13 protein-coding genes and 1 pseudogene are annotated in these 18,318 nt (G+C 57.4%); 6 read left to right on the plus strand and 8 right to left on the minus strand.

The genetic code is table 11. The features are described 5' to 3' along the window. Nucleotides 1-297: 297 nt before the first annotated feature. From VF694_RS09725 to VF694_RS09740, 4 genes are all read right to left on the minus strand, one after another. Nucleotides 298-1,731: a hypothetical protein gene (locus VF694_RS09725; protein ID WP_426345756.1), complete on the minus strand. Its 1,434-nt coding sequence runs from the start codon at nt 1,729-1,731 to the stop codon at nt 298-300. Between the two features lie 243 nt (nt 1,732-1,974). Continuing rightward, nucleotides 1,975-3,936, minus strand: coding sequence for a PIG-L family deacetylase (locus tag VF694_RS09730; RefSeq protein WP_440164203.1), 1,962 nt, complete (start codon nt 3,934-3,936; stop codon nt 1,975-1,977). A gap of 132 nt (nt 3,937-4,068) precedes the next feature. After that, a complete protein-coding gene (locus VF694_RS09735; RefSeq protein WP_003801197.1) occupies nt 4,069-5,232 on the minus strand; it encodes an NnrS family protein in 1,164 nt (387 codons plus the stop codon). A 77-nt stretch (nt 5,233-5,309) separates the two neighbouring features. Continuing rightward, nucleotides 5,310-5,789, minus strand: coding sequence for a MarR family winged helix-turn-helix transcriptional regulator (locus VF694_RS09740; protein ID WP_003801195.1), 480 nt, complete (start codon nt 5,787-5,789; stop codon nt 5,310-5,312). A 411-nt stretch (nt 5,790-6,200) separates the two neighbouring features. On the opposite strand from VF694_RS09740, the gene VF694_RS09745 reads away from it, so the two are divergent. Together VF694_RS09745 and VF694_RS09750 are read left to right on the plus strand one after the other, a co-directional pair. Beyond that, nucleotides 6,201-7,340, plus strand: coding sequence for an FAD-dependent monooxygenase (locus VF694_RS09745; RefSeq protein WP_003801194.1), 1,140 nt, complete (start codon nt 6,201-6,203; stop codon nt 7,338-7,340). Nucleotides 7,341-7,617: 277 nt separating this feature from the next. Continuing rightward, nucleotides 7,618-8,934 (plus strand): MFS transporter, encoded by a 1,317-nt coding sequence (locus tag VF694_RS09750; RefSeq protein ID WP_003801191.1) that lies wholly within the window; start codon nt 7,618-7,620, stop codon nt 8,932-8,934. A gap of 138 nt (nt 8,935-9,072) precedes the next feature. Here the strand turns inward: VF694_RS09750 and VF694_RS09755 are convergent, their stop codons facing one another. Then, on the minus strand, nt 9,073-9,342 hold the full coding sequence (locus tag VF694_RS09755; RefSeq protein WP_003801188.1) for a hypothetical protein: 270 nt from the start codon (nt 9,340-9,342) through the stop codon (nt 9,073-9,075). Further along, on the minus strand, nt 9,339-10,142 hold the full coding sequence (locus VF694_RS09760; protein WP_003801186.1) for a YggS family pyridoxal phosphate-dependent enzyme: 804 nt from the start codon (nt 10,140-10,142) through the stop codon (nt 9,339-9,341). The genes VF694_RS09755 and VF694_RS09760 overlap by 4 nt, the downstream gene beginning before the upstream one ends. A 77-nt stretch (nt 10,143-10,219) precedes the next feature. Between VF694_RS09760 and VF694_RS09765 the strand changes: the two genes are divergently transcribed. Then, nucleotides 10,220-11,527, plus strand: a complete 1,308-nt coding sequence (locus tag VF694_RS09765) for an aminotransferase class I/II-fold pyridoxal phosphate-dependent enzyme (protein ID WP_003801184.1) — start codon at nt 10,220-10,222, stop codon at nt 11,525-11,527. Between the two features lie 71 nt (nt 11,528-11,598). On the opposite strand, the gene VF694_RS09770 is transcribed toward VF694_RS09765, so the two are convergent. After that, a complete protein-coding gene (locus VF694_RS09770; RefSeq protein WP_440164204.1) occupies nt 11,599-12,501 on the minus strand; it encodes a DMT family transporter in 903 nt (300 codons plus the stop codon). 84 nt (nt 12,502-12,585) lie between these two features. Here VF694_RS09770 and VF694_RS09775 point away from each other — a divergent pair, with 84 nt between their 5' ends. From VF694_RS09775 to VF694_RS09785, 3 genes and pseudogenes are all read left to right on the plus strand, one after another. Next, nucleotides 12,586-13,101: a MarR family winged helix-turn-helix transcriptional regulator gene (locus tag VF694_RS09775; RefSeq protein ID WP_240208754.1), complete on the plus strand. Its 516-nt coding sequence runs from the start codon at nt 12,586-12,588 to the stop codon at nt 13,099-13,101. Nucleotides 13,102-13,140: 39 nt separating this feature from the next. After that, nucleotides 13,141-14,808: a VRR-NUC domain-containing protein gene (locus tag VF694_RS09780; RefSeq protein ID WP_440164206.1), complete on the plus strand. Its 1,668-nt coding sequence runs from the start codon at nt 13,141-13,143 to the stop codon at nt 14,806-14,808. A gap of 797 nt (nt 14,809-15,605) precedes the next feature. Beyond that, nucleotides 15,606-16,982, plus strand: a pseudogene (locus VF694_RS09785) (ATP-dependent DNA helicase); the annotation flags it as partial. Here VF694_RS09785 and VF694_RS09790 read toward each other — a convergent pair. Continuing rightward, nucleotides 16,927-18,288 (minus strand): D-amino acid dehydrogenase, encoded by a 1,362-nt coding sequence (locus VF694_RS09790; protein ID WP_440164208.1) that lies wholly within the window; start codon nt 18,286-18,288, stop codon nt 16,927-16,929. The pseudogene VF694_RS09785 and the gene VF694_RS09790 sit on opposite strands and share 56 nt — an antisense overlap. Nucleotides 18,289-18,318 lie beyond the last annotated feature (30 nt).

Genomic DNA, 18,318 nt, shown 5'->3' on the forward strand with positions numbered 1-18,318 from the left:
CGGGGCTCCTGCTAAAAGGGCGGTGCATCAATAATGAAATTAATGATAATGATTTGCATTTATAATTACAAGAAAAACAGTGAGCAAATCGTAAGCAGACCAAACGGGAAAAACCGGTACGCGAGAGGAGGAAAGCTGGGGTTGAGAGGATAACGGTAAATAGCAGGCCCTGTAGCGATGTGGCAAGTTCGGGGCACTTCAGGTAGGTGCTCCTGAGCAGGCCCAGGCCGTTATCCATATAAAAAAGGCTGAAAGTCCGGAAACTTTCAGCCTTGATGCTAGCGTGTCAGTCCGCTCTTAAAGACGTTGCACTGACAGCTCATACTCCATGTCTTGCTCATAGCTGCCCAATGACATGGCTTTCACTTCGTATTCGCCCACTTCCAGTTGTACCTCCAGACGAGCGTTCATATCGCCACCGCTATCGTCATCTTCGGCTACGGTTTGGCCGTCTTTGCGCAGGACCAGGTAGGTATCAAAGATTGGTGAGGTCATGTCGATTACGTAGCGGCCAGCCTGACGCACATTCAACTGGTAGCTGTCGCTGGTAATGCCCTGCAGCATGAGGGCCTGACGAGGCTCACCCACGAGCAAAAGGCCACCACCCGCATTGGCAGGAACCTCATCGGCCGTGGCCGACAAGGTAAACAGCCCAGCCTGGGAGGAGCCCGAAATCTTGACCTGATGCTCGCCTGCGGCCAGTACCCCACGCACCCGTTGCTGACCGGCTTCATCGCCGTACTGGCTGGCGGTGCTGGAGTCTACTTCCAACGAAGCCTGGAAGCCTTGGGCATCCATTTGCACTGTAACCAGCTTGGGTTCGGACAGGGTGAAGCTGTAGGTCTGAGTCTCACCGGTAAACAGACCCGTTTTGCCTTCACCGTCCAGGCTCAGGCTATCGCCGTTTTTCAGCTCAATCTCGCCCGTCATCTCTTCTGGTTTGATTTCCAGCGAGAAGCCGCCCTGGAAGTTCTGCGAGCCCATGGCCGAGCTGGCCTGAACAATGTAGTCGCCCGCTTTCAGGTACATCTGCAAACGTGCATCGGTACCACCAGCGCTGTCATCGTCCGACGCCAGCTCCATGCCGCGGCGATCCATCAGCTTCAGATAGGCATCCAGGCTGCTTTGCTCGGCTTTCATGGCCAGGCTGTACAAACCATCCTTGTCGATAGTCAAACGGTAACGCTTCTGACCGCCCAGAGCCCAATCGTGAATGGTCTGGTCGGCGCTCAGTGGCTCGCCGGTATAGGCTTTCAAAGTGTCTACGGTAACCTGGAAGGGGCCATACGAGCTGGTATTGAAACCGCTCACAACGACTTGGTAGGTGTCGTTGAAGTCTGCCTTGAAGCCCAGCGTGGTGGTTTGGCCCTTGGTTTCGCTGTCGGGGCAGTCTTCACAACGCTGGCTGCGAGTCACCAGTTCGCCATTGCGCAGGACGCTGATCTGTGGGCGCAGAGGGCCGCTGACGCTGATCTTGATAATCTGGCCGGCTTCGGCCTTTACATCAAACAGGCTGCTCCGTACGCCATCGCTCAGATTCAAGAAGCTCTTGCTGGTCAGTTCGCCCGAGACGGATTGGCCCAGGGTCAAGGCTTGGGCGGCTAGCGTCGTGCTGGCAGAGCTGACTGGTTTGTCGATGGCGGGGGACGATACGTTTTTGGCGTAATAAATGGCGCCACCTGCGCCCACGAGTACACCCAGCAGGGCAGCAAATAAGGTAGTTGGCTTCATGATCTCTGAAGAGTAGCTAAAGAAAGGGGCGCCGGTACGCCGGCAAGCGTTAGCGGGCGATTGTACTGGAGCTGAACGAGCAGGCGCATGCCATTGCAACAAAGTGCTACTGCAACGCGTAAAAGTTCGCCTGCCTGCTCGAGCTGCGGATCAGTCACGGGGTTCGCTCGCTGGTTCAGCGGCTTGCCCAAGCTTGCCATAGCATATCCGTATTTTGTTACGTTTTAAGGGCGCTACGGGCACTTACGGTTGCACGTAGGCTTGGGTAATGAAGGCCGGGGCCTCGCTAAAGGATCGTCCACCCGCGGGAGGAGGCGCTTGAGTCAAGGCCACCTGCACCCATTTGCCCGCACGTCGTTCCAGCAGACGGTAGCGTTGTTGGGGGCCAGGGGGGCGGTTGGCCAGATAAAGCGTACGCCCCAGTCGGTAAAGCACCGGCTGGGAGGCCGAGTGTTTGTCTACTTCTACCACCTGTCCTTCATCGAGCAAGACAATTGCGCCACCGGGTTGTTGCTGGAGGGCGACCACGACCTGTTCTTGCTCGCCCAGACTCAGCGCGGGACGACCCACATAGGTCAAACCCAGATTTTCAGGCTTGCCCCAGTTGTGCTCGCCCGCCGACTGGACCAGGCGCTGCAAACGCTGGCTTTGCCGATCGCGCAGGTACAGCTCAATTTTGCCTTGCGCATTCACAATCGTTGCCAGGCCTCCGCTGACCGGCGCCACTGGAATGGCCTGCCAGGCGTGCCATTGGGTGTCGTTGCGCTGGACGATCTGAAAAAGTTGGCCCTGCTGGTTGCTGGCAAATACATGTGCCCGTCCCTGAGAGTCCACGCTCAGGGCGGCAGGATAGGTGGCTTGGTCCAGAGGTGGAAGCGCTTTCCAACTGCCCCAGGCATGATCGGTTGGACGAACCGTGCTCCAGTAAAAGCGTCCGTCGGTAGCCATGGCCAAGGCCTGGCCTCCTTGTGGACTGACGATAGGGGTGTGCAAGACCCGAGGGCCAGGGAGTTTTTGCCAGGCCAGCCAATCATCGTCATCTTCAGATCGGCTCACCCATACCTGCCCTGTTGCGTCACGGGCTAACAGCCCGGCGCTGCCGTCTGCATAATGAAAGACACTCAAGGCGTCGGCGGTGCGCCCACCCAAGGTGAACCAGCGCTGTTGCTGGACATCCCACTGGTTGATGGCGTCGTTTTGTTCACCGGAGACGAAAAAATGCAGGCCTCCGGAGCGGTCAGCCAGGAGACTGGCAGGGTAGTCCGCCCGGCTGGTGTAGTAACTGCGTTGCACCCAGGCAGCCGCCGGCCCAGCCGGTTCCTGACACACTGCCGGGCCTTTGCAGGCATGTCGGTCATGCCAGGCATAGCGCCTGAAAATCTCGGTTTTGCTACGGATTTCGTTCAAGGTCAGGTTGGCGGCCTGCTCCTGAATGGGGTAATCCACATAACCAATTTGCGCGTAATTACCCGGCGCCGCCAGCATGGCTTCGCGAACCAGACGGGCGCTGGCAATATGGTCTGGGTGGCCATGGCCGGTACAACGCCAGCAAAGTTGGGTGTAAGGAACCGGATTGGTGTCATCCAGATAGCGGATGCTCGTGGGTTGATAAAGTCGTATCAGGGCAGCCAGCGTTTGAACCAATTGTTCGCGATTGAACGTTTGTTGGGGGCTGTCCAAGGTCTGGACGGTTTGTCCGGGTTCGGATTCTGCCCGGCTCAAGGGGGTCAGGCTTCCCCATCCCGGTCCTAACCAGGGGTCTTGCAGTCGTAAATGACTGAGCTGAATGCCGGGGCGGGACCGCAAAGTAAATTGCGCGATCGAGGCACTGCCGACCATCAGGCGGGTTTGCTGCCACTCATTGACCGCACCAGCCATATAGGCATAGGCCGCGCGTACCCCCTGTTCGCGGCTGTACATGTATTCCAGTCCGCCTTTGCGTTCGCTGGCGGTCAGGTATAGAACCTGCATACAGGCACCGGCCTGGATATTGCTGGACAGGTCCGGATTCATGAATAGCAGATCGTCGTCCATATGGCCGACCACCACCAGATCCCGGCTGCCGTGACAGGCATCGGCGGCCAGGACGGAAAGCGGCAGAACGAAGGCACACAGCCCGGCAAACAGGGAGCGTATCAAGACAGAGCAAGCCAGACTGGCAAGAGACATGGGTGTTGGGAGCGCGGAGTAAACAAGGATCAGCATGATCCGTCCCGCGTTGTTGGCAGAGTGCGCGAACAACGTGCCTGCTTAGTATAAGCAGGCACGGTCAGACAGAAAATAAAGATACATAGCCCCAGGAGCTTGGGGCGGTAAAGTGTGGCGCTGGCGCTGCGATCAGTTCAGTCTGGGGCGAATCAGCATTGGGGCAAATTGATGCAGGTAGTTCAACATGGCCAGAATCCAGCACAGGCCGGCAAGGTGCAGCAAGGGCAGGCTCCAGCTACTGGGAATCAAGGCCAGCAGGCGCAACACGCAGGCGGCGATCAGGAAAGCATAGCTCAGTACAACTTTGGGCGTGGCGCGCAGGGGGCGGCCCAGATGGCCTAGGGCGGTGCGGGTCAGCATGCCGATGATCATGACGCTAAACCCTGCCAGGCCCACAATATGCACAGGCCAGGCGGCGCGTGCAATCCAGCCTGCCTCATAGGCGGCAGCACTGAGCAGGCCGAGCGCCAAGCCTGCATAGCCCAGATACAGAATCCAAAGCAGGGGGGTATGACGGCTGGCCCAAGGCTGCCAACGTATCCACTGGTAGCAGGCGATCAGCCCCAAGGCCGCCAGTGTCAGGGCCAGCGGCAGGCGCCATGGGGTCAGCGACAGGCCGATGGCAAGGGCGCTCAGCCCCATTTGCCAGTGTCCGCTGCGAGTTTGAGCCGGCAGGCTCAGGCCCGGTAAAGCGCGCATGGCAAAAAAGGGAATGATGCGGCGGGCGATCAGCAGGGTAATCAGCCCCATGGTCCAGAATCCACTGTAGAAGTAGGGCATGGGGTCATGCCCTTGCATCAGGCTGTACATGAACAGGCTATGGCTCAGGCCCAAAGCCAGCATGGCCACGGGAATACCGTAATTACGCTTGTTGCGCGCGATCAGGATCACACGGGCCAGCTCGGCAGCGGCAATGGCGAAAAATAGGGCGTCGAGTAGCAGGGCTGCCAGCAGGCCATTGGGAAGCAACAGGCTGAAGCGGGCCAGAATCCAGATCAAACACAAGGCGCCCAGGGAGGGGCCCCGCAGGGTAGCCTGTCCTGTCCAGGTGGCACTGGCCGTTAGCAGAAAGCCGACGGCGATGGTGCCGATAAAGGCCCAGAGCATTTCGTGGGCATGCCAGTACAAGGAAGGAATGGCGGTGTTGGATAGCCAGGCGGGTGTGTAGAGCCAGAGCGCAATGCTGGCAGCACCCCATAAGGTGGCTAAAAGGTAAAGGGGGCGAAATCCCAATTCCAGAAAAGCGCGCCATTGCGGACGGGTAGAGGCGGGGGAGGCAGTCAGAGGTATCATGGCAGATCAGTTGAAAGATGTATTTTAAATATATCTTAAAGGCCGAATAAAACCTAGTCTCTTGACGATAGGCGGCCTTATTCTTTGTCGCTCATATCAAGCGTGCTGTCTATCATTTTTCGCAGCAAATAGACGATCGCCACGCGTTCGGCGGGGTTCAGATTGCCCATGGTCAGTTCGCTAATCGTGTGGGCTCGTGGAATAACGCGATCGAGCAGTGCCAGGCCATCCTGGGTCAGTTCCACAATCACTTTGCGTCGATCATCTTTATCGGGTGCCAGTTCAATCAGGCCCCGCGATTTCAGTCGCTGAATAATGCCTCGTATGGTCGCCTGGTCTACCGCAGTGGCCTCGACCAGTTCGGTTTGCGAGCTCGGCCCGTGGTCGCGCAGGGCGCACAACGTCACGAACTGAATGGCCGTCAACTGACTGTCACCGACGTAATGTTGAAAGATGGCCGTGTGCCGTTGACCTGCCTTGCGCAGCAGGTGGCCGATCTGTTCAGTGACATCGTAGGACAAGGTTTGGGGCTCGGAGGCCGGGGAGCTAGGCTGCATAATCTTTCTGTCTTTTTGTGGAGTGGGCAGGCCGGGGTATGACAACGGGGCCAGTATACCTGTCCCGAGATGGAGCAAGGCCTGATCCAGATCAGTTATTTTGAGCTTGAAGCATACGTCTTTCTAGGGTGTGCATGGCAATAAATAAGTCTACACACTGTTAAATTCAAAAATTTCATAAACTGTAGACTTAAGTTTTTGAGACGGTGCTTGTGGTTAATTTTTATTTATAAGTTATTGATTTTTTATTGTTAAATGATTTTTTTCTCCCATATTTCGCGCGGCTGTTTTTGCATGAAAGTAGGTATAAACCCTAGCAGCTTCCTATGTTTTCATGCTTAAACTTAGTGTGTACACTACGAAAAACATGTGGTGAGCACTTTTTGTGAGTGCCGTGATTTGGAGCTAACGATGGAAAAGACAGTCAAGATTGCGATTGTAGGGGCCGGTCTTGGCGGAGCCGCTGCGGCGACTCTGTTGCAGCAGGCCGGCTTTGAGGTGGAAGTATTTGAACAGGCGCCGGAATTCTCGCGTTTGGGTGCCGGTATTCACGTGGGGCCCAACGTGATGAAGATTTTCCGTCGCATGGGTCTGGAAAAGGCGCTCGATGAGATGGGCTCGCACCCTGATTTCTGGTTCAGCCGAGATGGTGAGACAGGCGATTATCTGTCGCGTATCCCTTTGGGCGACTTTGCACGGAAAGAATACGGGGCTTCCTACATCACCGTGCACCGCGGCGATATGCACGCCTTGCAGATCGACAGCATCAAACCGGGCACCGTTCATTTTGGCAAGCGCTTGCAAAATCTGGTGGACCGTGGCGATGACGTGTTGCTGGAGTTTGCCGATGGCACCAGCGTGACGGCCGACATTGTGATTGGTGCCGATGGCATTCACTCCAAGATTCGCGAAACCTTGCTGGGGGTGGAAGATCCGATTTACAGCGGCTGGGTGGCACACCGTGCCCTGATCCGTGGCGAGAATCTGGCCCGCTTTGCCGATGAGTTCGAGGACTGTGTGAAGTGGTGGACAGAGGATCGTCACATGATGGTGTACTACACCACCGGCAAGCGTGATGAATACTATTTTGTGACGGGCGTGCCACATCCTGCCTGGGATTTTCAGGGCGCGTACGTAGACAGCTCGCAAGAAGAGATGCTGGCCGCATTTGAGGGCTATCATTCCACGGTTCAGAATTTGATCAAATCAACCGAGAGCATTACCAAGTGGCCCTTGCGCAACCGCAATCCCTTGCCGTTGTGGAGCCGTGGCCGTCTGGTAATGCTGGGCGATGCCTGCCACCCCATGAAGCCGCATATGGCGCAAGGCGCGTGCATGGCGATTGAAGATGCCGCCATGTTGACCCGCTGCCTGCAAGAGACCGGTTTGTCGGACTTTCGCACGGCCTTCGAGTTGTATGAGCTCAACCGCAAAGAGCGTGCCACTCGCGTTCAGTCGGTCTCCAATGCCAATACGTTCCTGCGTACCCAGGAAGACCCGGCCTGGGTGTATGGCTACGACTTGTACGGTCAGGACCTCAAATCCAGCTAAACGGCATGCTGCGCCAAATACGGGAGCGATCCGGATTTGGCGCAGCCTGATCGGATCGGGTCCCGCTGTTGTAAACCCGCTGCTCTCGCCCAAGCGAGTCAGAGGCCATGACAAGCGGGAATCACGGTTGATCCTTCATTCTTTATCTGTAAACAGTCTGCAGCCCAATGGGGGGAATGCGGACGTGTTCAGGGCCCTGCTGTGTTCTGTCAGGCGCTGTTCTTAGGCAGTTTTCTGGTTCACCAGGCATACCAATAATTATCTGGAGATATACAAGGTGCATTCATCCATCCCAAGTCCTACGGCGGTGCCTGCCGGCCGGGACGGTAACGAAGATCTCTACAAGAAGATCGTCTGGCGTCTGATCCCCTTTCTGTGTTTTTGTTATTTGGCGGCGTATCTGGACCGGATCAACGTCGGTTTTGCCAAGCTGCAGATGCTCGATCATCTGCAGTGGAGTGAAACTGCGTACGGCCTGGGAGCGGGCCTGTTTTTCCTGGGCTACATTCTGTTTGAGGTGCCCAGCAACCTCATTCTGGAGCGGGTGGGTGCCAAGTTGTGGATTGCCCGCATCATGATCACCTGGGGCATCTTGTCGGGCCTGACCATGTTTGTCACCACGCCTACGCAGTTCTATATTCTGCGCTTTGTGCTGGGGGCGGCGGAGGCCGGTTTCCTGCCAGGTGTACTGTACTACCTGACCTTGTGGTTTCCCACCTATCGGCGGGGCAAGATCATTGCCTTGTTCATGATCGGTTTGCCCTTGTCCAGTGTGATTGGCGGTCCTTTGTCCGGTTGGATCATTGGTCATTTTGATCACATGAACGGCTGGCGCGGCTGGCAGTGGCTGTTTTTGCTGGAAGCCATTCCCAGTGTGCTGCTTGGCATTCTGACGTTCTGGGCCTTGCCTAACAATTATCAGTCCGCCCAGTGGCTCAATAACGAAGAGAAATCCCGCCTCGCTGCGGACCTGGCGGCCGATGACGCAGAGGGCAAAGGCGTCAAGCACAGCTTCAAGGACGGCTTTTTCAACCTGAAAGTGTGGATGCTGGGTGGAATCGATTTTTCCATTTTGTTGGGGACGTACTCCATCAGTTTCTGGATGCCGTCTTTTATTCGTGCTGCCGGTGTGCAGGACCCCTTCCAGATTGGCCTGATGACTGCGATTCCGTCTTTGGCCGGCGTGGTCGGCATGCTGATGATCGGTGCCAGCTCAGACCGTCGCCGTGAACGTCGTTGGCACTTGATTGTGCCGCTGACCATTGGCGCGATAGCGCTGGTTGTCAGTACCTTTGTTGCGCATCACGCCTGGTTGACCGTATTGGCCTTTACGGTTGCTTCGGCGGTGATTATGGGTGCGGTCCCTGTGTTCTTCAGCCTGCCGGCTACCTTTCTGAAAGGCACGGCCGCTGCAACGGGTTTTGCCTTGGCTTGCTCTCTGGCCAATATTGCGGGTCTGGTCAGTAATTCCCTGATTGGCTGGGTGACGGATCTGACCGGTTCCGGTAGCGCCGCCTTGTGGCTGTTTGCCGGCAGCTTGATGGTAAGTTGTTTGCTGGCCTTTGCCTTGCCGGCCAAACAGGTGAATCGTTAAGTCTTAGTTGGGTCTGATAGTCTGAAACACAAAAAACATACCCGGCTGCTGGCCGGGTATGTTTTTTTTTGAGGCAGCGGGTAAGCGCCACAGGGTTGCACACGTGTGATGGGCTTGTGGCCCGGCCACGGGCTGGGTTCAGGCGGTCACCTTGCTGCCTTGTTGCAGCCAGGCCTGCAGATCGACCGTTTCGTACAGTACCTGCGCGCTCAGGACACGCAGACCGTGCGGGCCGCTATCGAGTATGCGATGTTCGCCTTTGGCTTGTTGCAGCTCCAGCTCGGTGTCTGGCAGCGTCATCAAGTGTCGGGCTACGGCCAACAGTTGTTCGGGAGGGCAGCAGGGGCTGGATTCAAAGTGACCGATTTCCCTGCCGTTTTGACGAATGATCAGGCGTAGTGGGTTCATGATGTTGTTGCCGTATCAGAGACGGGCCAGTAAAAGTTATTGGGCGTGGCGCGTGCGCCAAAAATAGCTTGTCCGACGCGCACAATGGTTGAGCCTTCGGAGATGGCGACTTCGTAGTCGCCTGACATGCCCATGGAGAGCTCGTGCATGTTTTCGGCATGCGGGATGTCGTTGCGTAATTGATCGCGCAAGTTGCGCAGCAGCGCAAAGCAGGGGCGCACCCGTTCAGGATCGGCGTCCATCAGGGCCAGGGTCATCAGACCTTTGACCTTCAGGGCGGAAAACTGTGGTAATTCGCGCACAAATGCGTGAACGTCTTGCGGCGGCAAACCGAATTTGCTGTCCTCGTTGGAGGTGTTCACCTGTACAAAGACATCCAGACTGCGGCCTTCGATTTGCAGGCGACGATCCAGCGCCTCGGCGGTCTTGAGCTTGTCCAGTGCGTGAAATTCGCGCGCAAAGCGTGCAACCGACTTGGCTTTATTGCTTTGCAGGTGTCCAATAACAGCCCATTCCAGATCCGGCAGTTCCTCGCGCAGGGCCTCGTACTTGCCTTCGGCCTCTTGCACCTTGTTCTCGCCCAGCAGGCGGCAGCCGGCTTGATACGCCAGACGAATGCGGTCAATCCCGAAGGTTTTGCTGACAGTGAGCAAGCGGACATCGCCGGGAGCACGTCCGTACCGCACGCAGGCAGCATCAATTCGTTGTTGTACCAGGGCAATGCGTTCCCGAAATGCCTCTACACTGGTGGAGGTGGGATAATGCTCGGTGTGAAGTAGATCAGGGGCGGATTCGGACATGGCGCACCAGTAAGGAAGAAAAAAAAGATAAACTCGACCCTGCGGGTCGCGCATAAACTATTATGTCATAGGTCAAAATGAATATCCAGGGAAGCAATGCGAAGGAACTTTTCGATGATATCCGTCAGCAGGTGGCGCTGGGGCGGATAGCGCCGGGTCAGATCCTGCCGCCGGTGCGCGAGTTGGCTCAGACACTGGGACTGAACCGGAACACGGTTGCCCTGGCCTACAAGCGCCTGGTGTCTGCGGGCGTGGCCGATGCGCAAGGTCGTCGTGGTACGCGCATTCGCGAGGCGATCCGGGAGCTGGCGCGGGAAGGGCACGGAGCCAGTTCTGCCTTGCAGGATCTGGCCAGCGGAAACCCGGCGCTGGAATACCTACCGGCTCCGACTCAGTTGGTGGCCGGGGTGCGAGGTCAGACTCAGGCCCTGTATGGCGCCGATCCCCTGGTGCCGGAGCTGCGCGCAGTGTGTCAGCAGGTATTTCATAAAGATACGCCCCCGGAAACCGACTACCACGTCAGCTACGGCGCGGTGGATGCCATAGAGCGTTTGCTACAGGCTTTCCTGCTGGCGGGCGACAAGGTTGGCATTGAGGACCCAGGCTATTTGAACAGCATCAATTCCGTTCATACGCTCGGCTACAAACCAGTCGGTATTGAGGTCGACAGTGAGGGCATGGTGCCAGCCTCACTGGAGGCAGCATTGGCCGACGGCCTGCGTGCCTTGATCTTGACGCCGCGGGCTCACAATCCCACTGGGTGTTCGCTTAGTCGTACCCGGGCCAAGCAGATTGAGCAGATCCTGAAGCAGTATCCTGAGCTGTTGCTGATGATTGATGACCATTTCTGGATGCTGGCCAGCAGTCCTTACCGGAATGTGATTCCCGCCGAGCACTTGCGTTGGGCCTTGATCCGTTCTGTCTCCAAGGGACTGGGGCCTGATTTGCGGGTGGCCCTGGTGGCGTCTGACCTGCAAACCAGCGAACGCTTGTCACAACGCCTGGCGTCGGGGGCGCAATGGGTGAGTCACCTCTTGCAGCAAATGGTGGTACACGGCTTGACGGACGCCCAGATCAAGGCTCAGACCCGCGCCGCCCAGGCTGCCTACGTACAGGCCCGGGCCGACCTGATGCAGGCCTTGAAAAAGCAGGGCATTCCGTTCTGGGATAGCGAAGAAGGGTTCAACCTATGGATACCCCTGGACCGGGAAGCCGAGCCTGTGCTGGCCGGGCTGGCCGCGCGTGGCTGGTTGGTTCGCTCGGGCCAGGTTTTCGGGGTGAGCCATCCAGCCCAAGGCTTGCGCGTCAGCTTTGCGAGTTTGAATGCGAAAGATGCGCAACGTTTTGCCGCTGATCTGGCACAGGTTCTGAAAGAGCGGTACTAGTCACTATCTTGCCGCTTCCGGCGAAGTGGCAAGATGGTGAACTCGTTGCAGTGCGCCCATGGCTGGTTTTACTAAGGGGCGCTTTTTTTACGTCCCTCAGAGCGTGGGGCAGGCGGACTATTGCTGATCCATTGGACCGCCAGCACGCTGCCCATCACCAACACCATGCCCAGCAGGCTGGTGCCAGTCATGGCCTGACCCAGAATCAGCCACCCCAGTATCACGGCGGTCAAGGGGCTGAGCAGCCCCAGGGACGACACCGCCACCGATGGCAGGACTGCAATCCCTCGGAACCACAAGGTGTAGGCCAGTAGCGCGCCGACCAGACACAGGTAGAGATAGCCGCTGATCTGCATCATGCTCAGGGAACCATCCAAAGGTGGGTCCAGCCATAAGGCCAGGGGAGCGAGCATCAATCCGCCCAACATCAGTTGCCAGGCCGTGAACGCCAATATTGGCATGCTGCTTCGCCAGCGATGCGACAGATAGGTGCCCAGTGCCATACACAAAGCCCCGACAATCGCCGCAAGCATGCCCCACGCGTCCCACTGACTGTGCGGCGAGAGCAGCAAAATACCCATGCCCACGATGCCAAGCACACAAGCGACTAAAGCCAGGCTGATCGGACGCTTGCCTTCCAGCGCCCAGGCTAGCGCAATGACCACCAAGGGTTGAGCGGCGCCCACAACGGCAGCCAGCCCGCCCGGCAGGCGATAGGCAGCCACAAACAAAAGCGCCTGAAAAGCGCCGATATTCAAGGCGGCCAAAATCAGGGTCCGCCCCCATTCCCCTTGGGCGGGCATGCGCCGACTCCATAACAGCAGGATCGCACCGGCTGGAAAACAGCGTAGGAATGCGGCGATAAAAGGGCGATCCGCCGGCAGGATTTCGGTAGTCACAATATAGGTGGAGCCCCAAATGGCCGGGCCCAGTGCGGTCAGTGCCGTCACCAGCCAGAGAGAAAGTCGGGTCATGGTTAATTGTCTTGATATCGAGATAAACGCCAGTGTAGGGACGTTTTATCTTAATATCAAGATAAATGTTTTTACCGAGAAATCATGAGCACTAGCGAAGAACAGGATGCCGTCGACCTGATTATCAAGCAATGGCGTGAGCAACGGCCCGACCTGCAGAATCTGGATGCAATGGCTCTGCTTGGACGCATGACCCGCTGCTTTCAACTGGTTCAAAAGCAAATGGGCGAAAACTTTCGTCGTCATGGTTTGCAACTGGGTGAGTTTGACGTGCTGGCCAGTTTGCGCCGTTCCGGCCCGCCCTACACCTTGGCGCCCACGGCTTTGTTTTCCTCACTGATGGTCAGCTCGGGCACGATGACACACCGTTTGCACGGTCTGGAAAAGCAGGGCCTGATCGAGCGTATCGCCGACCCTGAGGATGCCCGTCGCAGTCTGGTACGGTTGAGTCCGGCTGGGCTGGCCTGTGTGGACGCGGTGGTAGTGGACCATCTGGCCAACGAGGAAAATCTGCTGCAAGGTCTGGATGCGACGCAGCGACAACGCCTGGACGGTTTGCTGCGTGACTGGATGCGTTTGTTGGAGTCGCGCCCGGCGTAAAGGAATGCTAAAGTAGCTGGATATATACACAGCCTGCTTATGATTTCGCCCGAGCTTCCTCCGTTTTATTACCTGCATAATTTCCACCAGGTATTGCAGTGGGTCCAGCATGTCAGTGCCGACTTGCTGGAGCCCGAACATGTCCAGTGCGACCATGCTTTTGCGCAAGCGTCTCAGTCTGCGCAAGCACTGTTGGTGCGATTGTTGATGCGCAAAGGCCCGGTGTTTCGTATCGACAAGCTTCGTTATGCCGAAATCGAAGATCTGGAGGCCGCTGTGCAGGAACTGGCCGCCTGCAAACTCATAGAAACCGATCCTGTGCTGGATCTGGATACCCTGTTTGCCGTGCATACCATGCCTGAATTGCGTCGTATGTTTCATGATCTGCCCGCCGCCGGCCGCAAGTCGGATTATCAGCAATGGATAGCTCGGACCCAGGGTGAGCAGGAGCGGCCTTTTTTGCAATGGTGCGCGCGGCCAGAACTGCGGGCTCCCTTGCTGCGTTTGTCAGCGGCCGTGGTGCATTGGGCGCAGCGGCTGCAACTGTTGTTCTTTGGCAATCATTACCAGGATTGGTCCGAGTTCGTATTAAGTGATCTGGGCCTGTATCGTTACGAGGCTGTGGCGCTGGATCAAGGCAGTCGAGCGTTCCGGCACCAGGAGGACGTGCGTCTGTATGAAACCCTGTCTGAACTGCGTGATGCACCGGACGAGGCCGATCTTGAGCACTGGACAGAGCGCTTTGCCGCGGTGCAAAGGATTCAGACGGACAGTGACTGGTTGCGGCGACGCAAGGCAAAAACCGTGTTTCAGCTGGGCCAGCAAGCCGAGCGACAACACTGGTGGTCACTGGCCGAGCAGGCCTACGCGCAGACCCGCTGGCCGGGCGCGCGTTATCGTCAATTACGGGTGTTGGAGCGGCAGGAAAAGCAAGAGGATGCCTGGCCCTTGTTTTGCCAGGCCTGGGAGCAACCCGAAAGTGAGGGTGAGGCACAGAAATTACGACGTATGCTGCCGCGTCTGCGTCGTAAGTTGGCGCTAGAGGCACCTCCCACTGCCCCATCCGGCAAACCGGCGAGCCGTACACAACGCAGCGACCTGGTGCTGCCTGATGATGGCACTCGGGTCGAAGTGCAGGTTCTGTCCCATTGGAACAGCCCTCTGGCACCGGTCTTTTATGTAGAAAACACTTTGTTTCCGGCCTTACTGGGTTTGCTCGGCTGGGATGCCATTTACGCCCCTTTGCCTGGGGCTTTCTTTCATCCCTATCAGGCCTGTCCGGCCGATTGGGGGAGCCCGGATTTCGTGTCCCGCAGGCAGAACTTGTTTGATCAGTCTTTAAGCGTGCTGAACGGTACAGACTATAAAACCGTGATCTGGCAACGCTGGCAGGAAAAGCGCGGCATACAGTGTCCCTTGCTGATTTGGCCCGCCTTGGATGAATCCTTGATTGGGCAGGCTTTGCACTGCATTCCCGCCCAGCATTTGCAGCTCGTGTTCACGCGTATCTTGCAGGATTGGCGGGATAACCGTGCCGGCCTGCCGGATTTGGTGCGTTTCATGCCCGCCCAGCAAAGCTACGAGCTGATAGAAGTAAAAGGGCCCGGAGATCGTTTGCAAGATAACCAACGGCGCTGGTTAAGCTATTTCGAGCAGCACGCCATCCCCGCGCGTGTCTGCTATGTGACCCGGCCTGAGGCGTCATGAAAGCCTGGACGGTAGGCGTACGAGCCTTATGCGAATTTACCGCCCGCAGCGGGGATCTGGACTTGCGCTTTACGCCTGCGGCGACGGCACAGGAAGGCATTCTAGGCCATCAGCAGTTAACGCTGCGTCGCCCCGAGCACTATGAAGCCGAAGTACCGCTGTCATATGAGATGGAAGGGCTCTTGGTGCGTGGCCGAGCCGATGGATTTGATCCCGTCAGCAATTGCCTGGAAGAGCTGAAAACCTATCGTGGTGCTTTTGATGCCATCCCCGAGCACCATAGACGACTGCATCAGGCGCAAGCCAAGGTCTATGCTGCCATGTTGTGCCAGGAACGCGATTTGCCGGGGATGACAGTCAGCGTGGTGTATTACCACGTAGATAAGCACAAAGAGACCAGCATTTCCGAGTATCTGGAGCGCGCGGACCTGTGGGCCTTTTTTGAGCAGCAATGTCGCGCATATGTAGCGTGGGGGCAGCAGGAGCAAAAACACAGGCTGGCGCGCGATCAAGCTTGTACTGCTCTGCAATTTCCCTTTGAACAGTTTCGTGCGGGTCAGCGGCAACTGGCTGTAGCTGCGTTCCGGGCGCAGCGCGATGCACAGTGCCTGTTAGCGCAAGCCCCCACGGGTATTGGCAAAACCTTGGCAGTCGTATTCCCGGGCCTGAAAGCCATGCCCGAGGCTGGTCTGGACAAGCTGTTTTATCTGACGGCTAAAAACTCGGGCCGGCAAATGGCGCTGGACGCCTTGCAGCGCTTAAGTCCGGATGGTGGGGGCGCGTGGCGGGTGCTGGAAATGGTGGCCCGCGACAAGCAGTGTCCCCATCCGGATAAAGCCTGCCATGGCCAATCCTGTCCCTTGGCCGAAGGCTTTTACGACCGGCTTCCCGCGGCCCGTCAGCAAGCTCTGGAGCAGCCCATGCTAACTAGCCAGCGCCTGCAGCAAGTGGCTAGCGAACACCAGGTCTGCCCCTATTACTTGAGCCAGGAAATGCTGCGTTGGGCGGACGCCATTGTGGGCGACTACAACTATTTTTTCGACTCACATGCGGTGCTCTATAGCCAGACCCTGGCCCAGCAATGGCGCAGCGCGATCTTGGTGGACGAGGCGCACAATCTGGTAGAACGTGCTCGTTCCATGTATTCCGCGTCCTTCTCGCAAGTGCAGTTGCGCATGGCACGTAAAGCCGCGCCTTCGGCCTTGAAGCGTCATTTCGCTCCATTGACTCGCTTGATGGAGGACCTGATACCCGAGGAAGGCGGTGACCAATGGGGGCTGGAAAAAATCCCGGAGGACTTGCTGGAGCAGTGCGAGTATCTGGCTGCCCGTTTAGGGGCCTATGTAGCGGAGAATCCCCTGCCGCAAGACAGCCCCTTGCTGCTGTTTTATTTCGAGCTACTGTATTTTGTGGACCTGGCCGGGCAGTTCGGCTCGCATTCCTTGTTTGATATTTTGGCGCAGCGCGATGGTGTACTTCTGAACCTGCGCAATATCGTGCCTGCTCCCTTTCTGGCCGAACGCTACGGCGATGCGCACGGCGTGGTGCTGTTCTCCGGCACGTTGAATCCTTCGCAGTTTTATCGTGATGTCTTGGGGCTGCCGCCCAGTACGGCAGAGTTGAACGTAGCATCTCCTTATCGAGCCGAGCAGTTGCGGGTACGTCAATATGCCGGTTTGTCCACGCGTTATGCCGACCGGGCGCAAAGCCTGAGCGGGGTGTGCGATATTGTCGGGCAGGCCTATCAGGAGCAGCCGGGCAACTATCTCTTGTTTTTGAGCAGCTTTGATTATCTGGAGCAGGTCAGCCAGGCCTTGCAGGAGCGCTGGCCGGATATGCCGCTTTGGCATCAGCAACCGGGTATGAGCGATCAGCAAAGAACGCAGTTTCTGGACCGCTTTACGCTGGACGGCAAGGGAGTGGGTTTGGCAGTGCTGGGGGGGGCGTTTTCAGAAGGGGTAGATTTACCCGGTAAACGCTTGATCGGTGCTTTTATTGCCACTTTGGGTTTGCCGCAATTCAACCCGGCCAATGAGTCGGTGCGGCAAGTCATGGCCCGGCTCTTTGGGGAGCGGCGGGCCTATGACTATACCTATCTGTATCCGGGACTACGCAAGATTACACAGGCCGCGGGTCGTGTGATTCGCGATGAACAGGATCAAGGCTTTGTGTATCTGCTGGACGAACGTTATGGGCAGCGGCGGGTGCAGCAGTTGTTGCCGGACTGGTGGCAAATTGAGCAGGTGCGGACTGACGCTCGTTCTGGGCAATCACCTCGGTAATGATCTGCGCAGTGGCGGCGGACAGGGTCCAGCCCAGGTGACCGTGGCCGGTGTTGTAGTACACGCCAGGACGGCTGCCCGCTTTTACGCGCGGCATCATGTCCGGCATCATGGGGCGCAAACCTGCCCACGGTACGACACGGTCGGTAGCCGCGTCGTGGAAGTTGCGACGTGTCCAGTTGGTCAGCGGGGCGATGCGATCGGCGCGTATGTCTTTGTTGGACCCGTTGTATTCCGCGGTGCCGGCCACACGCAGGCGGTCTTTGCCCAGGCGGCTGGTCACAATCTTGGCCTCTTCGTCCAGCAAACTGACCCAGGGGGCTGCATGTTGGGCTTCGGGCGTATCCAGGTACACCGAGATGGAGTAGCCCTTGACGGGATAAATATTGATGTAGTCGCCCAGCATACGGGCCAGGTGGCGGCTGCCTACGCCAGCGCACACGACCAGGGAGTCCACGGACAGCGTATGGGTGTGGGCATCTGCACCTTCGCCGGTACGGAGCTGGATACGGTGCGGTGGGCCGCAATCAATACCCAGGACTTCGGTATCCTGCAGAAACCTCACGCCGCGCTTGGCGCACGCATCGGCCAAGCCGCGGGTGTATTTGTGAATATCGCCGGTGGCGTCCGAGGGCGTGAAGAAACCGCCGTAATAGGTGCCTTGCAGAGCAGGTTCGATCTGATGGATTTCTTCGTTGGTAACGGTACGGCGTTCCAGACCGCCTTTTTGCAGTAGCTGGCTGACTTTTTTGCCAGACTCAAAGCCGCCGGGCGTGTGGTAAATATGCAAAATGCCGCGCTGCTCCAGGTCGAAATCAATATTTTCGTCCTTGGCCCACTGATACAAGTTTTCGCGAGCGGCAATGGCCAGCTTGACGGTCTCGATCGTGTTGCGCTCGTAACCGGAAATTGCCCCCACAAATTGGCCCATCCAGCTGTATTTGTGCCAGCTTGGCTTGGGGTTGAAGAGCAGTGGAGCGTCCTTGCGCATCATCCATTTCAAGCCTTTGAAAATGGTGCTGCGGCTGTTCCAGACCTCGGCATTGCAGGCGGAAAGCTGCCCGCCATTGGCAAAAGAAGTTTCCATCGCGGGGTAGCGAAGGCGGTCAATAACGGTGACTTGATAGCCCTTCAGACTAAGGGCGTAGGCGGTGGTGATTCCGGAAATACCGGCACCAATGACGGCAATATGCGACATAACAGGGCTCCTGACAGGTGAATTACCACC

Origin of the sequence: Alcaligenes sp. Lyrl_28, assembly GCF_051948705.1 — a bacterium.
GTDB lineage: Bacteria > Pseudomonadota > Gammaproteobacteria > Burkholderiales > Burkholderiaceae_B > Alcaligenes > Alcaligenes ammonioxydans.